Origin of the sequence: Sphingobacterium sp. UBA5639 (genome assembly GCF_002421245.1) — a bacterium.
Lineage (GTDB): Bacteria > Bacteroidota > Bacteroidia > Sphingobacteriales > Sphingobacteriaceae > Sphingobacterium > Sphingobacterium multivorum.
This window is the reverse complement of sequence record NZ_DIJR01000029.1, coordinates 361532-377460: the sequence shown is the minus strand read 5'-3', so window position 1 is coordinate 377460 and position 15929 is coordinate 361532. Positions and strand designations below refer to the sequence as shown.

At 41.8% G+C, this 15929-nt stretch carries 13 protein-coding genes; 4 read left to right on the top strand and 9 right to left on the bottom strand.

Annotated features, from left to right (window positions below):
* Positions 1 to 9 precede the first annotated feature (9 nt).
* The 9 genes from B4Z90_RS18450 to B4Z90_RS18410 all read right to left on the bottom strand — a co-directional run bounded on the left by B4Z90_RS18450 (position 10) and on the right by B4Z90_RS18410 (position 11637).
* Positions 10 to 792 (bottom strand): glycoside hydrolase family 43 protein, encoded by a 783-nt coding sequence (locus B4Z90_RS18450; RefSeq protein ID WP_286802931.1) that lies wholly within the window; start codon positions 790 to 792, stop codon positions 10 to 12.
* A 6-nt stretch (positions 793 to 798) separates the two neighbouring features.
* Positions 799 to 1062 carry a hypothetical protein gene (locus tag B4Z90_RS18445; protein WP_070570132.1) on the bottom strand — a complete coding sequence of 88 codons (264 nt, stop codon included), beginning with the start codon at positions 1060 to 1062 and terminating at the stop codon, positions 799 to 801.
* 1 nt (position 1063) lies between these two features.
* Positions 1064 to 3025, bottom strand: a complete 1962-nt coding sequence (locus B4Z90_RS18440) for an alpha-L-arabinofuranosidase C-terminal domain-containing protein (RefSeq protein WP_115046533.1) — start codon at positions 3023 to 3025, stop codon at positions 1064 to 1066.
* A gap of 105 nt (positions 3026 to 3130) precedes the next feature.
* Positions 3131 to 4675 carry an alpha-N-arabinofuranosidase gene (locus B4Z90_RS18435; RefSeq protein ID WP_236560294.1) on the bottom strand — a complete coding sequence of 515 codons (1545 nt, stop codon included), beginning with the start codon at positions 4673 to 4675 and terminating at the stop codon, positions 3131 to 3133.
* 10 nt (positions 4676 to 4685) lie between these two features.
* Complete coding sequence (locus B4Z90_RS18430) at positions 4686 to 5834, bottom strand: aldose epimerase family protein (protein WP_286802930.1); 1149 nt, start codon at positions 5832 to 5834, stop codon at positions 4686 to 4688.
* Positions 5835 to 5928: 94 nt separating this feature from the next.
* The gene (locus tag B4Z90_RS18425) at positions 5929 to 7629 is read right to left on the bottom strand and encodes a sodium:solute symporter family transporter (protein ID WP_286802928.1); all 1701 of its coding nucleotides are present in this window, start codon (positions 7627 to 7629) and stop codon (positions 5929 to 5931) included.
* 69 nt (positions 7630 to 7698) lie between these two features.
* The gene (gene araA / locus B4Z90_RS18420) at positions 7699 to 9201 is read right to left on the bottom strand and encodes an L-arabinose isomerase (RefSeq protein ID WP_286802926.1); all 1503 of its coding nucleotides are present in this window, start codon (positions 9199 to 9201) and stop codon (positions 7699 to 7701) included.
* Between the two features lie 37 nt (positions 9202 to 9238).
* Positions 9239 to 9931 (bottom strand): L-ribulose-5-phosphate 4-epimerase, encoded by a 693-nt coding sequence (locus tag B4Z90_RS18415; RefSeq protein ID WP_286802925.1) that lies wholly within the window; start codon positions 9929 to 9931, stop codon positions 9239 to 9241.
* Positions 9932 to 9948: 17 nt separating this feature from the next.
* Positions 9949 to 11637, bottom strand: a complete 1689-nt coding sequence (locus B4Z90_RS18410) for a ribulokinase (protein ID WP_115049386.1) — start codon at positions 11635 to 11637, stop codon at positions 9949 to 9951.
* A gap of 329 nt (positions 11638 to 11966) precedes the next feature.
* On the opposite strand from B4Z90_RS18410, the gene B4Z90_RS18405 reads away from it, so the two are divergent.
* From B4Z90_RS18405 to atpC, 4 genes are all read left to right on the top strand, one after another.
* A complete protein-coding gene (locus B4Z90_RS18405) occupies positions 11967 to 12671 on the top strand; it encodes an NUDIX hydrolase (RefSeq protein WP_070570142.1) in 705 nt (234 codons plus the stop codon).
* A 145-nt stretch (positions 12672 to 12816) separates the two neighbouring features.
* Entirely contained in the window at positions 12817 to 13467 is a 651-nt protein-coding gene (locus B4Z90_RS18400; protein WP_286802923.1) for a hypothetical protein, read from the top strand.
* 368 nt (positions 13468 to 13835) lie between these two features.
* Positions 13836 to 15338 carry a F0F1 ATP synthase subunit beta gene (gene atpD / locus B4Z90_RS18395; protein ID WP_070570146.1) on the top strand — a complete coding sequence of 501 codons (1503 nt, stop codon included), beginning with the start codon at positions 13836 to 13838 and terminating at the stop codon, positions 15336 to 15338.
* A gap of 21 nt (positions 15339 to 15359) precedes the next feature.
* A complete protein-coding gene (gene atpC, locus B4Z90_RS18390) occupies positions 15360 to 15608 on the top strand; it encodes an ATP synthase F1 subunit epsilon (RefSeq protein WP_070570148.1) in 249 nt (82 codons plus the stop codon).
* The last annotated feature ends 321 nt before the right edge of the window (positions 15609 to 15929 follow it).

Here is a 15929-nt window from a genome sequence, read left to right as displayed (position 1 = left end):
AACGCGCTTCTATTTTTTTGGGAAAGACAAATCAAACTGCCAATGCTTTGCTAATCGCTGCAACTCTTGCTTTGTTATTGGGATGACAGCACCATGTTTGGGCGAAGTGAAATTAGTAGATTTCATTTTACCTGCATTAAAGTGTCCCAGATCAACAAAATTTTTAAAATCTGTGGTTTCACTGAAGCCAAAATTATGTGGTGATATCCCATAGATATCATACATTAACACCCATTTTTCTTCCCCTATCCTTTTCCACACATTCGGAGCTTCACAGGCTTCTGGCTCAGGGTCATAGAAACGATCATCATACTGATAGGGTCCATTCGGGTGGTCTGAAACAGCTTGCTTAATGCCTGGAACACCATCATGGGCAACATAAAAAAGATGGTATTTATTCCCCACCTTCGGCATATCGCCATCGATATAATTTTTATTTGATTTGGGGTATTGAAACAAAAGCTGTGGTTCTGATTCAAATGCTGTGAACTCCTTATTTAAGTAGGCATAGTAGAGCTGATTAAGTCCATTGCCAAACCGCATCGTAAAATAGATCATCATTTTACCATTCCGATCATCATAGATGAGTTCGGGAGCCCAAAAGGCGCCAACATTTTCCCAGCCTTTAAAGGCTTTCTCCAAGTAGAGCTCCGTATGGGTCCATTGAATTAAATCAGCCGATTTCATTAAGACAATACCGCGGTTGTTACCCCATCCAAATGCGACTCCGTCGCGCTCCCATTCCGTATTTCTATACCCTTGCTTTTGTCCGTAGATATGTAGATCCGTCATGACCATTTAAAAATAACCATCTTTTCCACGCATGATATAGGGATCGCGAATACCTTTCTGCTGTGCAATGCTATCACCAGCAATGGTCGGTTTTCCTTTATTGATATCGGTGAAAGAATAGCCATCCTGACTGACAGCAACATACAGACCATGGCTTTCATCCTTAAAATAAACCATGAGGTAAGCAGCCAGATCCGATTCCTTCACCTGTGCAAACAAGTTATGCACAAATAGCATCAGGGTTGTAAAAATGAGTATGCGGATATTCATCTTATTTTACGGTCAATTTTATCAAGGTCAAGGAGTAAGGTTCAAATGTTTCAACAATTGTCTTCCCCTTATAAGTTATTGTATTTTGCTTTGGACGGATATTCAATGGTTCCTCGATACTGTTACTCTGGTTTAAGTTGGCGTTGGCCAAGGTGATTTTCTCTGCTGTCGCAGCAGGCTTTTTCTTCGAATTTATGGCAAGGTTCACTTTCATCGGCTTACTATTGTAATTGACGACTTTCACGATAAGCTGTTGCGCAACGGCATCAAATACTGCAGAAGCATATAGGCTATCTTTGCCCGCTACGAATTCACCATCCCGTTTGATCGGAACAATACTTGTCCCTTTATTGGTCGCATATAATTTTTGCACGTGGTAGCTCGGTGTTCCATATACCTGCAAGTTATCCACCCAAATTAAATCAGGTGACCACTGCCAGCCTTCGACATGACCGAATAATGGCGCGTAAGATGCCATTTCCACTACGTCGCCATTTCGTTCCAGGCCCGTCATGAAAGCGGCTTCCGAGAGGGCCGCCTCCCAGGTACTTTTGCCAGGACCGTTTGGTCGTGTGGTATGCGAAGCGTATTCCCCTGCGAAGATTTTCACCCCATTTCTAGGGTAATTATCATAACGATTGGCGCTCGACAGAAACCAGGATGGTGGGCGGTAATAATGTTCATCAATGATATCGATATTCATCGCCCGCAGTTTATCATCTAAGAAGTCAAAACGATCTCCTTCGGGATCGGTACCCGAACTGGCGATAATTTTGATCTCCGGATGTTTCTCGTTTAACGCTTTCTTGAAGACGGTTAACCGCTCGATATATTGCGGGCCCCAATTTTCATTTCCAACGCCCAACATGCTGAGGTGGAAAGGCTCAGGATGCCCCATATCCGCTCGTAATTTTCCCCATTTTGTAGCTGTTGTGCCGTTAGCAAATTCAATCAGATCCAAAGCGTCTTGAACATATGTATCTAACTCATCTAAGGGTACCACTTCACCGGTATTAAATTGGCAGGCCATACCGCAATTGAGAATTGGCACCGGAGATGCGCCAATATCTTCCGCCAGCAAAAAGTATTCATAAAATCCTAAACCGAAGGTCTGAAAATAATCAGGTGTCAGACGATGGCTAAACTCGGTATTCCAGCGGTTGATAATCAATTCCCTTTCCGTTATTGGTCCAACCGTTTTTTTCCATTGAAACCGATTGGCCAAATCTCTCCCTTCAACAATACAGCCGCCAGGAAAACGGATAAAGCCGGGTTTCATATCGGCAAGCATCTGAACCATATCTTTACGTAAACCCTTCGGTCTACCTTTCCAGGTGTCTACTGGAAATAACGAAAGCATATCGACGTCTAACGTACCTGTCCCTGTAAACCACACATTTAATTTGGCTTTATCTGTCGTTTGGTTGGCAGGAAATTTGACTGCAGCTTCAGACCATGATCCGACGGATTCAAGCGGAAGTTCAGCTGTTCCAATAACTTTATTCTGTTGATCGAGCAGTTCAACATGGATTTTCATTCCTTTAGCTGCACTTTGGTATTGTACTGAGAATTCATATGCTGCACCCGCTTTCACTCCCATTCCTCTAAAGCCTTCATTTTGTAGACCTAATTTCAGGTTAGCTGCACTATGTATCCTTAAATAACGTTTGTTCCCTTTACGTTTGCCATCGTTTAGTAGCAGGTAGCTTCCCTCAGGACCATTTTCGAGCTTTTTCCAGCCCATCCAAGGCTGATCAAACTCAAATGATCTATTCTTTACCAATTCTGCATAGATTCCCCCATCGGCACCAAGATTGATATCTTCAAAAAAGACGCCCCACATATGCGGCGATATGTTGCCTGTAGGTTTATCCAACGCAACATTTAATGTTATCGGTGACTGCGCCAATGCTGAAGAGCCCAAGCTCGCTAACAGTAACAGTGTTGACAGTACTCTTTTCATCCCTATATTTATTTTTTCAACAATAATTTATTATTTCAGGTTTTACACCAGCTTTAACAGCACAAATAGGGTAACACGACATGACAACCCTATCAAAATTAGCTGTTATATTAATTCCAATACAATAACTGAAAATGCAGGAATGTCCACTTCAATTGTACCATTTACAACCTTTGCCTTATTGTACACAACAGGTGCAATTGTTGCGGGTTTCTTAAAGGAATTATAATCGCGTAGGTTGTCCGCGGTAAGTATTCGACCTGTTACTTTTCCAGCTTTCACCGAACCCAAATCTACCTTTACCTTATTATTCTTTTTCGGATCAATATTTACTAAGGAGATATGTGTACGACCTTGCTGATCTTGAGAGGCTGAAACCGACACGGCCGGAATTTTTTCTTGGTTAAATTCAAAATCCGTTGATTGAAGGGAAATAGGAATTAACTTGGCATCCTGATGTACCTTATACATTTCCATCACATGATAAGTCGGCGTCAAAATCATATTCTTTCCTTCTGTCAGGATAACAGCTTGCAATACATTCACGGCTTGGGCAAGATTGGCCATCTTCACCCGGCGAGCATGATTGTTAAAGATATTGAGTGTCATTCCTGCAATCATGGCATCACGCATGGTATTTTGTTGGTAGAGAAAGCCCGGATTCGTGCCAGGTTCTACCGCATACCAGCCGCCCCATTCGTCTACGATCAGATCCACCAGTCCTTTCGGATCATATTTGTCCATGATGGCGATATTCTTTTCCACGAGCTCATTCATAAACCAAGCTGATTTCATGGTTTTAAAATACTCCTCCTCCGAATATTGCGTTGCAGAGCCCTTGTCGTCCCAGTTGATCACGGCATAGTGATGAAGTCCCATGCCTTTCATCAAACCACTTGGAATTTTCTTCATCAAAGTCTCCGTCCAATTATAATCGGCACTATTGGCTCCCGAGGCGATTCGATACAAACCGCTTCCATTGGTCCAGTCCGACATAAACGTGGCGTATTTGCGGTAGATGTCTGTATAGTAATCGGCAGTCATATTTCCGCCACAGCCCCAGGCTTCATTTCCTACGCCCCAGAATTTCACCTTCCAAGGCTCTTGCCGACCATTTTTTCGTCGCCAATCCGACATGGGGCTCTCGCCTTTAAAATTCACATATTGAACCCAGTCGGCAAGTTCCTGCACCTCACCGCTCCCCACATTTCCCGCCAGATAAGGCTCTGCACCCAACAATTCACACATATTGAGAAAATCGTGTGTACCAAAAGAGTTATCCTCTGTCACGCCGCCCCACCAATTGTTTACGATAGCAGGACGCTGGGCTTTGGGGCCAACGCCATCCTTCCAATGATACGTATCGGCAAAACATCCTCCTGGCCAACGCAAATTGGGAATATTCAACTTCTTAAGAGCTTCGATGATATCTTTCCGGACGCCGTCAGCATGGGGAATCGAATCATTTTTCTCACCGACATAAAATCCATCATAAATACAGCGTCCCAAATGTTCGGCAAAATGTCCATAGATATGTCGACTTATAATCTGCTCCTGCTGTGGTGTTTCCAATCTTACACTACTCTGTCCATACAGTAATCCAGTGGCCAGCGTAAAAACAACGCCTAATTTTAATCTTAGCTTCATCATATCGATTTTATTATTTCACACTAAATTGATAGGTTGTCTTTGAACTATATTTTTCTCCAGGTTTTAACACCGTTGATGTAAAATTGGGGTGATTTGGTGCATCTGGAAAATGTTGTGTCTCCAAACAAAAGGCAGAACGGAATGGATACACTTTTCCCTCTTTCCCTTTAGGATCCGAATCCTTCATAAAATTACCGCTGTAAAACTGCAAGCCTGGTTCGGTTGTGTAGATGTCCATTTCAATACCTGTCTTGGTAGCATACACCTGTGCGACCTTCTGGAAACCATCCTTCTTGTTGAGTTCAAAATTATGGTCATAGCCCTTTCCAATCTTCAGTTGAGCATTTTGATCTTCAATACGAGCGCCAATGCGTGTCGGTTTGGTAAAATCGAATGCGGTGCCCGCGACAGGCAAGCTCTTTCCTGTTGGGATCAAGGTATTATCAACTTCGGTAATTGCCTTTGCATCAATCTGAAGTTCATGATCCAAAATAGAAGAATCTCCGGCTCCATTGAGGTTAAAATACGCATGGTTGGTCAGATTTAAGACCGTCTCTTTATCTGTTGTCGCCTGATAGGCGATGGCCAAAGCACCATTGTCCTCCAGGGTGTAGGTAACCTCCATCTTGACCGTTCCTGGATACCCCGCTTCTTTATCAGGTGAGGTATAGGCTAATGTGATTGATGTATTAGTGCTACTAACAACATCCCACACCTTATTGTAAACGCCATTGGTACCGCCATGAAGTGAGTTCTCGCCATCATTCTTTTCCAACGTATACACCTCACCATTCAGTTTAAATGATGCTTTCCCGATCCGGTTACCATAACGCCCTACAATGGCGCCGTAAAAATTATTATAGTTATCCTTGTATTCTTTGGCCGAATCATAGCCCAAAATCACATCAGTCGCTTTACCGTTCTTATCCGGGACTTTTAAACTCACCAGACGTGCACCATAATTTGTCAACGTAATGGCGAGTTTGTCGTTCTTGAGCTGGAACAGTTTAACTTCTTTACCATCAATCTGACTGTCGAAAGCAGGGCTGGAAGTAGAATCAGCCATCGTTGCTGCTTGCTTATTTTGAGTTGATGAAGATTGGCAGCCATAGGCCAATGAAGCACAAGTCAACAAACCAATAATAATTTTCTTATTCATCTGTAATTAAGTTTTACCCCATCGGTCTGATGGAGGCTTCCTAATTTTCATTAGGAATGGTTCATAATTTTTTAATTATTCAAATGGCAACATTCTACCAAAAACGCACGTAGATAGCGGTCACCAACAATAAAGTCACAACAATTAATGCCAATACGGATGGTTCTACTTTAAACATCGACCGATCCAATACAAAAGCTTTTGGATTAACCTTTGGTCCAAATATGCTCACAGCAATCATAGCAATCATTGTAAATACAAATGCGAGTCCCATACATATCTGGAATGGTATTTCATAAACGCCCGCTTTGTTGAGATATGCCGTATAGATCCATGTCTCTGGTCCGAAAACCTTTGTTGCAAACTCATTGAAAAATATAGACAACGCAAATCCCGTAACAAGGCCTGTAATGGCGGCTGCACCTGTCGTCCTTTTCCAAAACATTCCTAGCAAAAACATCGCAAAAACACCTGGGCTGATGAAGCCTGTATATTTTTGGATAAAAGTAAATCCGCCGGCACCACCGATGCCCAGCGCATCATTCCAGGTAAACAAAACAGAAAGTAGAATAGAGATCACGATGGTTATCTTTCCAACCCACACCATTTTTGCTTCGCCCGCATCTTTATTGATGTATTTTTTAAAGATATCCAATGTAAAGATCGTTGCGATACTATTGGCCTTTCCGGCCAATCCGGCCACAATAGCCGCTGTAAGCGCCGCCAGCGCAAGCCCTTTCATTCCATTGGGCAGATAGCCCAATATCGCTGAATATGCATTATCGGCGTGAAACACTCCTCCAGGAGCCATTTCGTGTTGTAACGCACCATTTTTGTATAGCACATAAGCGGCTATCCCTGGAAGCATAACGATAATTGGCATAAACAATTTTAGAAATCCCGCAAAAAGAATCCCTGTGCGTGCAGTCTTTAGATCGGCTCCCAAAGCGCGTTGTGTGATGTATTGATTACAACCCCAGTAATTTAGGTTGACAATCCAGATTCCGGCAAGGTACATTCCTATTCCAGGCAGCATCAGATACTTATTGATATCTTCCTGACTAGCTCCTGGCCCTGGTTTATCGACAAATAGGTTAAAATGCTCCGGCGAATCTTCCATCAATTTATTGAATCCAGCCAAGGCGTCTTGTCCCAAACCAAAATGTTCACTGACCAAGGTCAATGCCACATAGGTCGTCGCTATACCGCCAATAATTAATACAACAACCTGAATAACATCTGTAAAACCAATAACACGCATTCCGCCTAAAGTAATAATGACGGCAAATACGGCTAAAGCAACTGTAATGGTGTGGAAGCTGTCGCCACCTCCGGCCATACTCGAAATGGCAATTGCCCCGAGATACAGGATAGATGTCAGATTGACAAAAACATACAAAAACAACCAGAAGATTGCCATGATGAGACTCGTCGTTTCATTGTATCGGTTGTTCAAAAACTGAGGCATCGTGAAAATCTTGTTTTTCAGATAGACCGGAATAAACCAAACCGCAACAATAATTAACGCTACCGCAGCAATGAGCTCGTAAGCAGCTACAGCAATACCAACCTCAAATCCATTGCCGCTCATGCCAATAAACTGTTCAGCAGAAATATTCGATGCGATCAATGAAGAGCCTATGGCCCACCAGGTCAGTGATCCTTCTGCCAGAAAGTAGTCCTTGCTGCTGCTTAAACTATTCGTCTTTTTACGATAAATCCAATAGCCATAGCCGGCTACAATAAAGAAGTAAATTACGAAGATGATGTAATCTACCGTTGCAAATTTTTCCATATTTCCCAAATTGGTTATTATCAATAAGCCATTTATACCGCGAAGAACAGGTATAAATGGCTTAGGTTATTATTTACTCAGTAAATAATAGAGTTCATTCCATTTCAATTGGTCTTCGAGTCTTGCTACCGTAGTGTCCTCGTCGATCAATACATATTCTAAACCCGCCATACGTGCAAAATCTTCCAGGTATTCGGGTGTTAAGCTCAAACTGTAGGCAGTATGGTGCGCACCCCCAGCCACAATCCAGGCACTGCAACCTGTTTTCATATCGGGCAGCGGTTTCCATAACACCCGTGCGACAGGAAGTTTAGGGAGTTCTTCTTCTACAGCAACACCTTGTACTTTGTTCACGATCAAACGGAAACGCGTTCCCATATCGACCAAAGAAGCATTCAATGCATCACCACTTTGGCCATTAAAAACCAAGCGAGCAGGATCTGCCTTGCCGCCAATGCCTAGTGGATGCACTTCTATTCGTGGTTTTCCAATTGCCAATGCGGGGTCCACTTCCAACATGTGTGAGCCAAGTACCATGGGATTCTGCGGATCAAAATGATAGGTGTAGTCTTCCATAAATGCCGTCGTACCCGGTAATCCTGCTCCCATTACTTTGCAAGCACGCACCAAAGCCGGCGTCTTCCAATCCCCTTCACCGGCAAAACCATACCCCTCAGCCATTAAACGCTGTACCGCCAGGCCCGGAAGTTGTACCATGCCATGCAGATCCTCAAAAGTATCCGTAAAACCTTTAAAGTCTCCTTGTTCCAAAAACTTCCGTAGGCCAATTTCTATCTTAGCAGCTTCGATGAGGTTAGCACGATATTCACCGCCAGCTTTCACATTTTCGGCTAGCTCATAAGTTGCTTCGTACTCTGCTAATAATGCCGCGATTTCCGCTTCAGTGCTCGCATTAATCACCTCCACTAGATCCCCAATGGCATAGGTGTTTACAGCGAAACCAAATTGCGACTCTGCCTCCACTTTATCGCCATCTGTAACAGCCACATAACGCATATTGTCACCGAAGCGTGCAAATTTGGCTCCTTGCCAGTCATGCCAGCCTGCGGCTGCACGCGCCCAAACATTAATCCGTTCCAATACTTCCGCATCTTGCCAATGGCCAGTGACGACTTTACGCGCTATTTTTAAGCGGCTAACGATATGTCCAAATTCACGATCCCCATGCGCACTTTGGTTAAGGTTCATAAAATCCATATCGATACTATGCCACGGGATATCCTGGTTGTACTGCGTATGCAGATGCAACAATGGCTTTTGCAACGCTTTTAATCCTCGGATCCACATCTTTGCAGGTGAAAAGGTATGCATCCAAGTAATGACCCCAATACAATTTTTTTCACTATTGGCGGCTGCCAATGTTGCATAAATCTCGTCTGTATTTTTTACGATCGGTTTATATTTTACCGCTACCGGAATCACCGCTTGGGTATCTAAATAATGGGCTATTTCTTCAGCATGTAGGGCCACTTGTCGCAAGGTCTCTTCACCATAAAGGTCTTGGCTTCCCACGACAAACCAGACTTCAAGCTCTTTTAAATTGATATTCATGTAAATTGTAGTTTTTGCTATAGATTTTTTATTAAAATTATTGACCATAATAGGCATTGGCCCCATGCTTCCGCTCGTAATGCTTTTTGACCAGCGCAGACTTTAATCGAGGTACATTCGGGTTGATCTGTTCTGTCAACCAAGCCATTTTCGCCACCTGTTCCAACACCGCACTGTTATAGACAGACTTTATTCCGGTTTTACCCCAAGCAAACGGCGCGTGGTTGCCAACCAGAATCATTTCCACTTCTTTATAGTCCAGCTTATTTTCGACAAAGTGATTGATAATTTGAAACCCCGTTTCATGTTCGTAGTTTCCGGCGATCATCTCATCGTGCATTGGTGGGGCACAAGGAATATCGACGGTCAAATGATCGGCATGTGTCGTTCCAAAAATGGGAATATCCCGCTGTGCCTGTGCCCATGCTGTCGCATAGGTGGAGTGTGTATGTGTTATACCGCCAATCTCTTTCCACTGTTTATACAATAGGGCATGGGTTTTCGTATCTGATGATGGCCGAAGATTACCCTCAACCACATGACCATCAAAATCTACAATCACCATATGTTCCGGTGTAAGCTCCTCATAAGGGACCCCACTGGGTTTAATGGCAAAAACTTCATGGTGACGGTCAACAACACTCACATTTCCAAATGTAAAAAGCACCAATCCCAGCTGGGGCAATTGCATATTGCAATGGTAGGCTTCTTCTTTAATTGAATTATACATGATTAAAATTTGAATGGTTAAACAGTAATGGCGAGCGATTCCTTTCCTTCGACAAAAGCACCCAGCGCTTTGTAATGTTCATAACGCTCGGCATAAATGGACACCCATTTTTCCTCAGGGATATAAGTCCGTTCAAAACCTTGCCCCATTGCCTTCATGGCATCCTCGACCCGGTTATATAAACCAGCTGCTGTTGCGGCAAACATGGCTGCGCCAATGGCACAAGTCTGTTCACTTTTATGAATACGAATAGGCATATTCATCACATTGGCCATCATTTGCATAATAAAAGGTGATTTTTTTGCAACTCCGCCTAAACCGATTAAGCCTTTTACAGGAATACCCTGCTCCACGAAACGGTCAACAATAGCCTTTGCACCGAAACAGGTCGCTTCGACAATCGCTCTGAAGATCCGCGGCGCATCTGTTCCGAGGTGTAAGCCTGTGATCGCCCCTTTCAAGGATTGATCCGCATCCGGAGTTCGGCGGCCATTGAGCCAATCTAAAGCTAATTCTGATGTTTCTGTTACGGGAAGTAATGCCGCCTGCTCACTTAGACTGACCAATAGTTTCTCTTCCAACGCTGCGATCAATTGTTCGCGCGTTCGTTCATCGATCTCTTCAACATCTTGTATCAAATTTTTCGTTGGCCATAGCAACACCTGTTTCAGCCAGGCGTAAGCATCTCCAAATGCCGACTGACCAGCTTCCATACCTATCATTCCTGGTATAATGGAACCGTCTACCTGACCACAGATTCCCCTGACCAACGTATGCTGTACCTCCTCTTTTGGAGCAACTAACATATCACAGGTTGATGTCCCCATCACCTTACTCAGATAATAGGGCTCAATTTGTCCTCCAACTGCACCCATGTGGCAGTCAAATGCACCTACACCAACAACAACTGATGTTGTAAGACCTAATCGTTGCGCCCATTCTTCCGAAAGCTGACCTGCAGATTGATCAGCAGTGTAGGTTTCTGAAAACAGGCGATCAACCAAACCATCCAACAATGGGTCAAGTGTTGAAAAGAAAGAATTTGGAGGTAGGCCGTCAAATTCTTCAGCCCAAAGTGATTTATGACCCGCTGAACAAACCCCACGCTTCATAGCAGATACCTGTGTTCCTCCAGTCAATAGAAAAGGAATATAATCACAATGCTCCACCCAGCTATAGGTGGCGGCACGGACCTTTTCATCAGCCCGAAATACATGGAGTAATTTGGCCCAGAACCATTCCGAAGAGTATACACCGCCTACATACTTCAGATAATCCACCGAACTATTTTGATTGTGCAGGTTAATTTCTTTGGCCTCTCTAACGGCTGTATGATCTTTCCATAAGACAAACATGGCATTGGGGTTGTCTTTAAACTCGTCCAACAGCGCCAATGGAACGCCGGCTGCGTTGACAGCAACTGGAGTAGATCCTGTTGTATCCACGGAAATTGCTTTTACAGCTTTGCCAATATTGTCGACTCCCGATTTGAGCAAGCAATCTTTAATTGTCGCTTCCAAGCCTTCGATATAATCCAACGGGTGTTGCCTAAACTGACTTAAAGCAGCATCACAATACGCCCCTCTTTTCCATCGCGGGTAGTAAAATACAGAAGAAGCTATCTCCTCGCCATTGTTAGCATCAACCAATACTGAACGGACCGAATCACTTCCATAGTCCACCCCAATGACATACGATTTATTCATTTTTGCTGAATTTGGTTTATAACTTATAATTGTCTCTAATGCCTTACTTTCCACTATCCCCCTTCCGAAGCTAGCCATGGAAAATAATTAGTGTCAAATAAACATTTATTTTTTTAAATATGAAAGAAAATTTTCATATTTAAAAAATAGAGCTAACTTCATAGCAGCAAATTATGGTTAACCCGAATTCCTGATATAGGGGTATAAATGCCTTTTAAAGGGATGTATCAGACAATTATTATACTTATTTTTAGCTATTTACTTTTTTACATAGTTTTGCTCGTGGAATAAATGGGGTGGTGTCAGATAAAAAGATAAAACGATAGACGATGGAATATTATAAAAAAGATTCAGGGATCCTTTTGGCAGTAGACTGCATCATATTTGGATTTAACGGCGAATCCCTTGAAGTACTTTTAATTAAACGTGATTTCGAACCAGAAAGAAATAAATGGAGTCTGATGGGTGGTTTCGTTCAATCCGACGAAAGTCCGGAAGAGGCCGCGAGCCGAGTACTCAAACAGCTAACAGGACTTGAAAATGTATACATGGAGCAATGTAGTGTATTCGGCGAACCTAATCGGGAACCTAGCGACCGGGTTGTCAGTATCTGTTATTTTGCATTGATTGACACACAGCAATATAAACATATCCTAAGCGACGATTACGAAGCCCAATGGTTTCCATTGCGGGAGCACCCAACACTGATCTTCGATCATGATCAAATGATCGCTTCGGCACAACACCGTCTACGCATGAAAGCGGCTTTGTATCCGATATTATTTGAACTGCTGCCCGAGAAATTCACGATTCCCCAAATTGCAGCACTTTATGAGGGTGTTTACAATATTGAGTTGGACAAGCGGAATTTCAGCCGAAAACTGCTTTCCTCAGACCTCATCATCAAACTGGAGGAAAAGGATAAGGAAAATTCAAAAAAAGGAGCCTACTATTTCAAACTAAACACGGCGATCTATAAGGAAAAGATCATGTCCTTTTTACGGTATTTGCCAAGTTGGTCGATCGAATCATAATAAAGTGACGGAAAATCAGGTATGTATTGGAATATATTTCACTTAACATTTTCGTTTTTTCAATAATTCCTTATATTTATCACAGGTATATCCTGGTTTTGCAATTTGGATAGGCTGGATTAACGCATTTTATAAAATAAACAACATGAGCAAATTGAGATTAGCATTTATATTCTTTACAATTTTATTTATTTCATCACATACATTACTGGAGGCACAAACTCCTACTGCGGCTCCCGCCACTACAGCAGCACAACAGGATAATGCTTTCAAGTACAGTCCGGATGGATTAAAAAAAGGAAGTTTGGCAAATCAATTTGACCACCTGAATTATATTTCGAAAAACAACTATGATTTCAAGATGGTGCGAAAAACCAATCTGGATATTGTGAAACGAAATGTCATAGATACCGTAGCAAAACTCCACAAGGAAATCAGCTCTTTAAAATCATCTTCAAGCAACTATACATCCAATACCAAAACTTTGCAAGATTCTATTCAGGTTTTAAAAGATCAGCTGGCGCAGGAGAAGGAAAAAACAGAAAGTTTTTCTTTCTTGGGCATCAATACCTCTAAAACTTTTTACAATACAGTTGTTTGGACGATCATTGCGGTATTGGCCGTAGCAGCATTTATCTTTTTATTTTCTTATCGGAAAGCGAAAGTGGACACGGTGGAATCCCAAAAGACAGCGGAGCAATCGCAAGAAGAATTCGCTACGTTCCGTAAAAAATCCATGGAAAAGGAACAGCTGCTCAAGCGCCAGTTGCAGGACGAACTAAATAAAAAAATATAGTCCTGCTTCTCATAAAATAGCATATTTATTTTGATCGACCTGTAACGACTCCTTGAGGTACTCCGTTACAGGTCGATTTTATTTCATCAGGTACCATTCCTCAAAACAAACAAAAGATTCAACGAAGTAATGCAGTAAACTTCAAAAATACCTAGCCGAATAAAAGAGAAAAACTATATTTGCAGGTATAGAAATCGAAACATACAGAATTACAATAGATAACATTTTGACCTACATTAATAAAATTGTAATTTAATTGCAAATTCTATTTGTTTTTAAAAACGAATAACCTTATTTTTGCTGACCAAAAAAGAGGCCTTTTATGTCTCTTATATAAAATTGATTAATAAATATTTAGTCCCTATAATATGCCCAAGATTGGTAAAATAGCGCAGATTATCGGCCCAGTTGTTGACGTCAACTTCGCCGACAGTGAAAATCTACCTAAAATTTACGATGCATTGTACATTCAAAAAGAAAATGGACAACGTGTTGTATTAGAAGTTCAACAACACTTAGGTCAGGATCGTGTACGTACAATTGCCATGGACGCAACTGAAGGTTTAGTTCGCGGAATGGAAGTTGTCGATACTGGTGCTCCTATCAAAATGCCTGTTGGTGAAGAAATCAAAGGTCGTGTATTCAATGTAGTTGGTGATGCCATAGACGGGATCCAAAATTTGAATAAAGAGAATGGTCGTCCTATCCACAACGTACCTCCTAAATTCGAAGATTTGTCAACTGAATCCGAAGTACTTTTTACTGGTATCAAAGTTATTGACCTTTTAGAGCCATATGCTAAAGGTGGTAAAATTGGTTTATTCGGTGGTGCCGGTGTAGGTAAAACTGTATTAATCCAAGAATTAATCAACAATATCGCAAAAGGTCACGGTGGTCTTTCTGTATTCGCCGGTGTAGGTGAACGTACACGTGAGGGTAATGACTTATTGCGCGAGATGTTGGAGTCTGGTATCATCAAATATGGTGAGCACTTTATGGAAGGCATGGAAAAAGGCGAATGGCCTTTGGAAACTGTTGACCACGAACTGATGAAAGATTCAAAATGTACTTTCGTATTCGGTCAAATGAACGAGCCTCCTGGGGCACGTGCACGTGTTGCTTTATCAGGTTTGACAGTAGCGGAATACTTCCGTGACGGTGATGGCGAAGGTCAAGGCCGTGACGTATTATTCTTCATTGATAACATCTTCCGTTTTACACAAGCAGGTTCTGAAGTATCTGCCCTATTGGGTCGTATGCCTTCAGCCGTAGGTTACCAACCAACATTGGCAACTGAGATGGGTTTAATGCAAGAGCGCATCACTTCAACTAAAAACGGTTCAATCACTTCGGTTCAAGCCGTATATGTACCTGCCGATGACTTAACTGACCCTGCTCCAGCGACAACTTTCGCTCACTTGGATGCAACGACAGTATTGTCTCGTAAAATTGCTGAGTTAGGTATCTACCCTGCTGTGGATCCTTTGGATTCTACATCACGTATCCTTTCTCCTGCCGTTTTAGGTAACGAACACTATAATACTGCACAACGTGTAAAAGAAATTCTTCAACGTTATAAAGAATTACAAGATATCATCGCCATTTTAGGTATGGACGAATTATCGGAAGAAGATAAATTAACAGTACACCGCGCACGTCGTGTACAACGTTTCTTATCTCAACCTTTCCACGTTGCAGAACAATTTACAGGTTTAAAAGGTGTATTGGTAGACATCAAAGATACCATCAAAGGTTTCAATATGATCATTGACGGTGAAGTAGATGAGTACCCTGAAGCTGCCTTCAACTTAGTCGGTAACATTGATGATGCTATCGAAAAAGGTAAAAAATTATTAGCAGAAGCAGTTTAATCTAGATTATATCTAAGAATAATGAAGTTAACAATTATCACTCCAGACAAATTAGCATTCGAAGGCGAAGTAACATCCGTTACTGTACCGGGCACTGCGGGTTCTTTTCAAATTTTGAAAGACCATGCTGCCATCGTTTCTACTTTGGAAGATGGAAAAGTAATTATTCAACAAGGTAAAGGTGAACAGGAAGTGTTCATTAAAGGTGGTGTTGTGGAAGCAAAAAACAATGTCATTACCGTGCTTGCTGAAGGAATTATCGGAGATTAAATCAAATCGATTTTATAAAATCTAAAAAGCTTCCGATAGAAATATCGGAAGCTTTTTTTTTAAAGTTTTTTTGACATTTTCTTCATTTTAGGAAGAAAATCAACCATTGTAACAAAAAATAATTTTTCAACCGTGTAGACCAATTTTAAATATGGTATGCGACTAACAAAATATAAAACCGAATAAAAGGCATTATTAAAAAATAAAATTTCATAAAAACACACTTAATGAAATTTTATTCTAAATACAAAATTAGCACTTTACCTATTGCCAATTATTGTAATTCCTGCTACCTTGAGGAAATGAAAATCGAAAGTTTTT

What these genes read in the sequence shown, in the direction of transcription:
- B4Z90_RS18450 (WP_286802931.1), bottom strand. Translation starts at nt 792, where the DNA reads ATGACGGATCTACATATCTACGGACAAAAGCAAGGGTATAGAAATACG.
- B4Z90_RS18445 (WP_070570132.1), bottom strand. Translation starts at nt 1,062, where the DNA reads ATGAATATCCGCATACTCATTTTTACAACCCTGATGCTATTTGTGCAT.
- B4Z90_RS18440 (WP_115046533.1), bottom strand. Translation starts at nt 3,025, where the DNA reads ATGAAAAGAGTACTGTCAACACTGTTACTGTTAGCGAGCTTGGGCTCT.
- B4Z90_RS18435 (WP_236560294.1), bottom strand. Translation starts at nt 4,675, where the DNA reads ATGATGAAGCTAAGATTAAAATTAGGCGTTGTTTTTACGCTGGCCACT.
- B4Z90_RS18430 (WP_286802930.1), bottom strand. Translation starts at nt 5,834, where the DNA reads ATGAATAAGAAAATTATTATTGGTTTGTTGACTTGTGCTTCATTGGCC.
- B4Z90_RS18425 (WP_286802928.1), bottom strand. Translation starts at nt 7,629, where the DNA reads ATGGAAAAATTTGCAACGGTAGATTACATCATCTTCGTAATTTACTTC.
- araA (WP_286802926.1), bottom strand. Translation starts at nt 9,201, where the DNA reads ATGAATATCAATTTAAAAGAGCTTGAAGTCTGGTTTGTCGTGGGAAGC.
- B4Z90_RS18415 (WP_286802925.1), bottom strand. Translation starts at nt 9,931, where the DNA reads ATGTATAATTCAATTAAAGAAGAAGCCTACCATTGCAATATGCAATTG.
- B4Z90_RS18410 (WP_115049386.1), bottom strand. Translation starts at nt 11,637, where the DNA reads ATGAATAAATCGTATGTCATTGGGGTGGACTATGGAAGTGATTCGGTC.
- B4Z90_RS18405 (WP_070570142.1), top strand. Translation starts at nt 11,967, where the DNA reads ATGGAATATTATAAAAAAGATTCAGGGATCCTTTTGGCAGTAGACTGC.
- B4Z90_RS18400 (WP_286802923.1), top strand. Translation starts at nt 12,817, where the DNA reads ATGAGCAAATTGAGATTAGCATTTATATTCTTTACAATTTTATTTATT.
- atpD (WP_070570146.1), top strand. Translation starts at nt 13,836, where the DNA reads ATGCCCAAGATTGGTAAAATAGCGCAGATTATCGGCCCAGTTGTTGAC.
- atpC (WP_070570148.1), top strand. Translation starts at nt 15,360, where the DNA reads ATGAAGTTAACAATTATCACTCCAGACAAATTAGCATTCGAAGGCGAA.